This window comes from Bacteroidia bacterium, from assembly GCA_025056095.1.
Taxonomy (GTDB): domain Bacteria; phylum Bacteroidota; class Bacteroidia; order JANWVE01; family JANWVE01; genus JANWVE01.
The window spans coordinates 1-5,844 of the sequence record JANWVW010000176.1 but is presented as its reverse complement, the minus strand read 5'-3'; the positions used below and the strand labels follow the sequence as shown (position 1 = coordinate 5,844).

Genomic DNA, 5,844 nt, shown 5'->3' with positions numbered 1-5,844 from the left:
GGGCGGGTGGGGCGCAGCACCGTTAGCCCGTAGCACGCCGACCTTGCTTGCATGAGCGCAGCGAAACGCAAGCAAGGTCACGCCCAAAAAACACTAAAATTTACTAGCAAATCTTTCTCTACCCTTTGTAAATAGAACCTTCAAAAAAGAGTTGGGCGATCAGAAGCCTCTTCATTTAACTTTGGGTAAAATAAACCTACAATAATAAACGGATTCCGAGCTTTCCAATGATATGCTTTTGTAGTGCCTAAAAAGAAATACAGGTCTTTAGTCTCAACAAACTCTTCAAAACACTTTTGTTTTACCTTCTCCAATGCCTTTTCTTTATCTCCTTTGCTTTTTTCAAGACAGTTCCAGTACAACATGCCTAATTCCCAATCCTCAACCATTAGCTTGGATTTCTTTCCATTCTCGTCTTTAAAGTGGTAATAAAACTTGTATGGCAATTTATTCACCAAATTGAATTCTTGAATGTCCTCTGCCTCAAACATATCTAATTGACTTCTTTTAGCAAGAATTTGGTTAAGTTTTTCTTTATCCCACTCAGGTTCTACAGGTTCAAAAGTAAAATCTATAATTTGGCGAGGTTTAAATACTGCCAAAGAAGTACAAATAGAAGGGTTCTTAGCTTCTCCTATCAGTTGTTTCATGTTTGTATATACTTTTTTCAAACATATTTGTTTTCGTTCCTTCCAATTATTAGATGTATCTAGGTGTCCAATTCTTTTAATTTCTGCATTTATGCTTGCGGGTCTATAACTTTCAGGTCTTTTATCTTCTTGGTTCTTTACCAAGTCTATTTCTATCCAATCATATTTTTTGTAACGCTGTTCGTATGACTTTTTTCTAAAAGGAATAGGATAGATTCTAATCCAGTTTCCTTGCTCTGTAAATCCTGCTGTACAAACTAACTCGTCGTACTTAACAGATAAACTCGGATATGTTTTTACAGTAATAAGTACTTTGGTTTTTACCATACTCTATAAATGTTTTAGTTCATATTCAAAATTGGATAGTTTCATGATAGCGTCCGCCAGATACTTGCGATGACACTGGCATATATCTGCTTCAAAGCACGTTAAAGCAATTCTTTGATGTTGCCTTAAATGTTCTAAAACCTGATATTGATATGTAAGCGTATCTCTCAAATTTTGATGACAATACTTTTTAAATAACTCTTCGTAATCTGCTGGGCTATTTAACTTATTACGTTCATGAGAATTTATACCTAATTCAGGGATGTGAATGTATTTTATTCCTACATTTGAACAATATCTTTCCAACTGTCTTTTATTAAAACCAAACTTCATACTCACAGGATTGTTTCTGACATCTACAAGCATTTTTATGTCATTTTTGATTAGCTTAACTAAGTATGCTTCAATGGATACACCTTGGTAACCTATTGTACAAAGAACTCTACCGTTGTTTTTAGGCACAGATTGCTTAATTCTTTCTAAGTAGAAAGGTTCTTTTTTGAGTATAGATTCCGCTATTTCACTTTTGATGGCATAGAAGGGATAGTTTATGTAAGTGTATCGGATAATAGAATCTTTATTTTCATGAGCATACTTTGTTTGCAAATTTGTTAAAGCTTTCTGGTCAGAGGTTTTTAACGTATCGAAATACGATTTTTGAATGGTTTTTTGTATTTCTTTTTCTGTTTCTAATAATAATCCACTCTTTGACATCACAGCTATATCATTGCTTGCGGTAAAAGAGTAACATCCGAACTTGTATGGTACAAAATGATAATCTGGTTTATCCTGCTCATCTGATAACAAAAACAACAACTTTTGTAATTTAATTTTATCTACTATGTTACCAAATAATTCCAAAAGAGAGAGAAGCAATTTGCGTCTATACAACATAACTTGGCTAATTATTTGTATGCAAAATTACATTTTATAGCATATTTTTCAAATGAAAAACAAGATGTTTTTTACATCTCTTCAAAACTAAGAAATTGCACGTATTAAGTTTTACTTTTCTGGGCGTGCCCCTCGCTAGCGCTCGGGTCGGGCTACTACGCACTACGCGTGCGCTTCGGTGCTACGCTGACGCTCTGCACTGCCTAACGGCATGCTCCGTATCCCTCACGCAACTTAACTCTGGATTTTGATATTTCACTTGGTTTTATGCATCATTTTGCTTTACCTTGTTTGATAGTTATTTTCAGTGATTTACGAGGTTAAACTTGGATTAGTGAGCTTTGTTTAGTAGCAGCATTCTTTGCGTGAGGCATGCGAAGGGCAAGCCGTCAGGCTTGGTGCGAAGCCCCTCGCCCACTCTTTCACTCTTGCCCAGGGGGTGGGCGGGTGGGGCGCAGCACCGAAGCGATAGCGTAGCCCGCAGCACGCCGACCTTGCTTGCATGAGCGCAGCGAAACGCAAGCAAGGTCACGCCCAAATTATTACATAAAAAGTAATCCTAATATACTCCGAATATCCTTACGCCTCTAAACTTTGATAGCTTTCAATAGGCGGACAAGTACAAACAAGATTTCTATCTCCATGCAGATCATTTACCCGCGCAACGCTTGCCCAAAATTTATTTTTACGAACATAAGGCAACGGAAACGCTGCTTTTTCACGAGAGTACTTATGCGCCCATTCATCCGCAACAACCATAGAAAGAGTATGAGGAGCATTTTTCAATACATTATCTTGAGCATCAGCTATACCTAACTCTACCTCTCTAATCTCTTGACGAATTTGTATCAATGCGTCGCAAAAACGGTCTAACTCCTCCTTAGACTCACTTTCAGTAGGTTCAATCATAATTGTGCCTGGTACAGGAAAAGACATTGTTGGGGCATGAAAACCATAGTCCATTAAGCGTTTAGCTACATCCAAGGCTTCAATACCGTATTTTTTGAATTCTCTTAAATCTACAATCATTTCATGCGCGCAGCGCCCATTTGTACCTGAATAAAGAATAGAATAATGCTTTTCTAAACGAGATTTAACATAGTTCGCATTGACAATAGCCATTTTAGTAGCATTAGTAAGTCCCTTCGCACCCAACATCCGAATATAAGCATACGAAATAAGTAGTATGCTTGCACTCCCCCAGGGTGCCGCAGATACCGCAGAAATTCCTTTTCTACCCCCTGTGGGAATTAAACAGTGTGTAGGTAAAAAGTCTGCTAAATGAGCAGCTACACAAATAGGACCCATACCTGGACCTCCTCCGCCGTGTGGAATAGCAAAAGTTTTGTGCAAATTCAAATGGCATACATCTGCCCCAATAATAGCAGGAGAAGTCAAGCCGACTTGTGCATTCATATTTGCACCGTCCATGTATACTTGTCCTCCGTATTGATGAATTATATCGCAAATTTCTTGTATAGATTCTTCAAAAACGCCATGAGTAGAAGGATAAGTAACCATTAGTGCAGCTAATTTATCTTTATGCTGTTCAGCTTTTGCCTTTAAGTCTGTTACATCAATGTTACCCTTATCATCACACTTGACAACGACAATTTGCATATTCAACATAGCTGCTGATGCAGGATTTGTACCATGAGCAGAAGAAGGTATAAGCACTACGTTTCTATACCCCTCCCCCCGACTAATATGATAAGCCCGTATTACTTGTAAACCTGTATACTCGCCTTGCGCGCCTGAATTTGGTTGCAATGAAGTGGCTGCAAAACCTGTAATTTCAGATAACATCTGCTCTAACTCCTGAATAATCTGCTGATAGCCTTGTACTTGTTCTATGGGTACAAAAGGATGAATTTGGTTAAATTCCGCCCAAGAAACAGGTATCATTTCTGTGGTGGCATTTAATTTCATTGTACATGAACCGAGAGTAATCATTGAAGTGTTCATGGCTAAATCTTTATTTTCTAAGCGTTTCATGTATCGCAGCATTTCGTGTTCTGTGTGATATCTATTAAATACAGGATGAGTTAGATATTCACTTTTGCGGATACATGTATCAGGAATTTGCAGTTTATCGGCAGCGTGTATAGCACCTTTAACTTTTTCTATCGTAAATAAGGTTTGATTTTGTGCTTGGGCAAATATGTTAGCGATTTGCAAAACATCATCAATTTGAGTAGTTTCGTCTAAACTTAAATTGATAGAACCGTCAGGATTGTACCAGAAATTAACTTCATTAGCCTCAGCAATAGATTTAACCTTGTTTGTATCTACATGGTCAAGGTTAAGAGTATCAAAATAGTGTATAGTACGGACTGTACAACCTATTTCAGATAAAAGTTTAGCCAAAGCTTGAGTATATGCATGTATGCGTGCGGCGATGTTTTTTAAGCCCTTTGGACCGTGATAAACCGCATAAAAACTTGCCATATTAGCTAATAGCGCTTGGGCTGTACAGATGTTAGAGGTAGCTTTCTCTCTTTTGATATGTTGTTCGCGAGTTTGTAGTGCCATACGTAAAGCAGGGTTACCTTGTGCGTCAATAGTTACGCCGATGATTCTACCTGGAATAGAGCGTTTATATTCTTCATGAGTAGCGAAAAAAGCTGCATGAGGACCGCCGTAGCCTAAAGGTACGCCAAATCGTTGAGAGTTACCAACTACTACATCTGCACCCCATTCACCTGGGGGAGTAAGTAAGGTTAAAGCTAATAAATCTGATGCTACAATTATTTTTACCTTGTTTTGTTTAGCTTTTTGAACTAACTCTGTATAATCCTTTACCTCACCTGTTTTATCGGGATATTGTAGGAGAATAGCAAATACGCCTGTATAGTCTGTTTCTTTTTCAATATCAACAACTTTTACAGTGATACCTACAGGATTTGCGCGAGTATGTAAAACTTCAATCGTTTGTGGAAATACTTTGTCTGAAACCAAGATAGTATGTGCATTAGGAAGCGTTTTTTGTTGTTCGCTGTGTAGCATAAACATAGCTTCGGCGGCTGCGGTGGCTTCATCTAATAAGGAAGCATTTGCAATGGACATACCTGTCAGGTCGCAGACCATAGTTTGAAAGTTCAAAAGAGCTTCTAATCTGCCTTGTGCGATCTCTGCTTGATAAGGTGTGTAAGCAGTGTACCAACCTGGATTTTCAAATACGTTCCTTAAAATGACTGACGGAGTAATCGTGTTATAGTATCCCAAGCCAATATAAGACTTGAATATTTTATTTTTTTGAGCAATTTTTTTGATATGATGTAAGTATTGGTATTCTGTTAGAGGTTCGGGTAGACTAAGAGGCTTTTTTAACCGAATGGATGCAGGAATGGTTTGTTCTATGAGTTCTTCTACACTGCTGACATTCATTTCTTTGAGCATAGTTTGTAATGCTTCACCTTCGCTGCCTAAGTGGCGATACTCGAACTCTTCTGTATAATGGACGTTTGTATTCATATTTGATTAGTGCGTAAAATTAAAAAGGTAAAAGGAATTAAAAAAGTTTAGAATACTCAATATGTTTGACATTTTATTAACTTGTTTTTGAGTAGGTATTTGGGCGTGTCCTTGTGGGCGTTTCGCTGCGCTCATGCAAGCAAGGACACGCCCAAAAAAATATCAAATATTTCAAACTTCCTCTATCTCTCTCAAATCCACAGGTACTACCTTGCTTACACCTAACTCCGCCATAGTTACTCCGTAAATTATGGGAATATAACACATAGTACGCTTATTATGCGTTACAATAATGAACTGCGAATTTTGACTAAATTTTTGAATGAGCTGATTGAATTTATCCACGTTGGCATCGTCTAAAGGCGCGTCGACTTCGTCAAATATGCAGAAAGGTGCAGGTTTTAGCAAATAAATAGCAAATAAAAGCGCCGTGGCAGTAAGCGCTTTCTCTCCACCTGAGAGCTGATTGATACTCTGCGGCTTTTTACCTTTCGGTTTA

7 protein-coding genes are annotated in these 5,844 nt (G+C 38.0%); 2 read left to right on the top strand and 5 right to left on the bottom strand.

What is annotated here, in order from left to right:
• Positions 1-140: 140 nt before the first annotated feature.
• Both NZ519_11125 and NZ519_11120 read right to left on the bottom strand, forming a co-directional pair.
• A complete protein-coding gene (locus NZ519_11125) occupies positions 141-977 on the bottom strand; it encodes a hypothetical protein (protein MCS7029303.1) in 837 nt (278 codons plus the stop codon).
• A 3-nt stretch (positions 978-980) separates the two neighbouring features.
• Complete coding sequence (locus tag NZ519_11120) at positions 981-1,838, bottom strand: DUF488 domain-containing protein (GenBank protein ID MCS7029302.1); 858 nt, start codon at positions 1,836-1,838, stop codon at positions 981-983.
• A gap of 158 nt (positions 1,839-1,996) precedes the next feature.
• Here NZ519_11120 and NZ519_11115 point away from each other — a divergent pair, with 158 nt between their 5' ends.
• Both NZ519_11115 and NZ519_11110 read left to right on the top strand, forming a co-directional pair.
• A complete protein-coding gene (locus tag NZ519_11115) occupies positions 1,997-2,122 on the top strand; it encodes a hypothetical protein (GenBank protein ID MCS7029301.1) in 126 nt (41 codons plus the stop codon).
• A 114-nt stretch (positions 2,123-2,236) separates the two neighbouring features.
• On the top strand, positions 2,237-2,377 hold the full coding sequence (locus NZ519_11110; GenBank protein MCS7029300.1) for a hypothetical protein: 141 nt from the start codon (positions 2,237-2,239) through the stop codon (positions 2,375-2,377).
• 73 nt (positions 2,378-2,450) lie between these two features.
• Here NZ519_11110 and gcvP read toward each other — a convergent pair whose 3' ends face one another.
• The 3 genes from gcvP to NZ519_11095 form a co-directional block, all read right to left on the bottom strand.
• Complete coding sequence (gene gcvP, locus NZ519_11105) at positions 2,451-5,345, bottom strand: aminomethyl-transferring glycine dehydrogenase (GenBank protein ID MCS7029299.1); 2,895 nt, start codon at positions 5,343-5,345, stop codon at positions 2,451-2,453.
• Positions 5,346-5,351: 6 nt separating this feature from the next.
• Positions 5,352-5,480, bottom strand: coding sequence for a hypothetical protein (locus NZ519_11100; protein ID MCS7029298.1), 129 nt, complete (start codon positions 5,478-5,480; stop codon positions 5,352-5,354).
• Between the two features lie 36 nt (positions 5,481-5,516).
• On the bottom strand, positions 5,517-5,844 hold a 328-nt coding region (locus NZ519_11095; protein ID MCS7029297.1), incomplete at its 5' end, for an AAA family ATPase.

What these genes read in the sequence shown, in the direction of transcription:
- NZ519_11125 (MCS7029303.1), bottom strand. Translation starts at nt 977, where the DNA reads ATGGTAAAAACCAAAGTACTTATTACTGTAAAAACATATCCGAGTTTA.
- NZ519_11100 (MCS7029298.1), bottom strand. Translation starts at nt 5,480, where the DNA reads ATGAGCGCAGCGAAACGCCCACAAGGACACGCCCAAATACCTACTCAA.
- gcvP (MCS7029299.1), bottom strand. Translation starts at nt 5,345, where the DNA reads ATGAATACAAACGTCCATTATACAGAAGAGTTCGAGTATCGCCACTTA.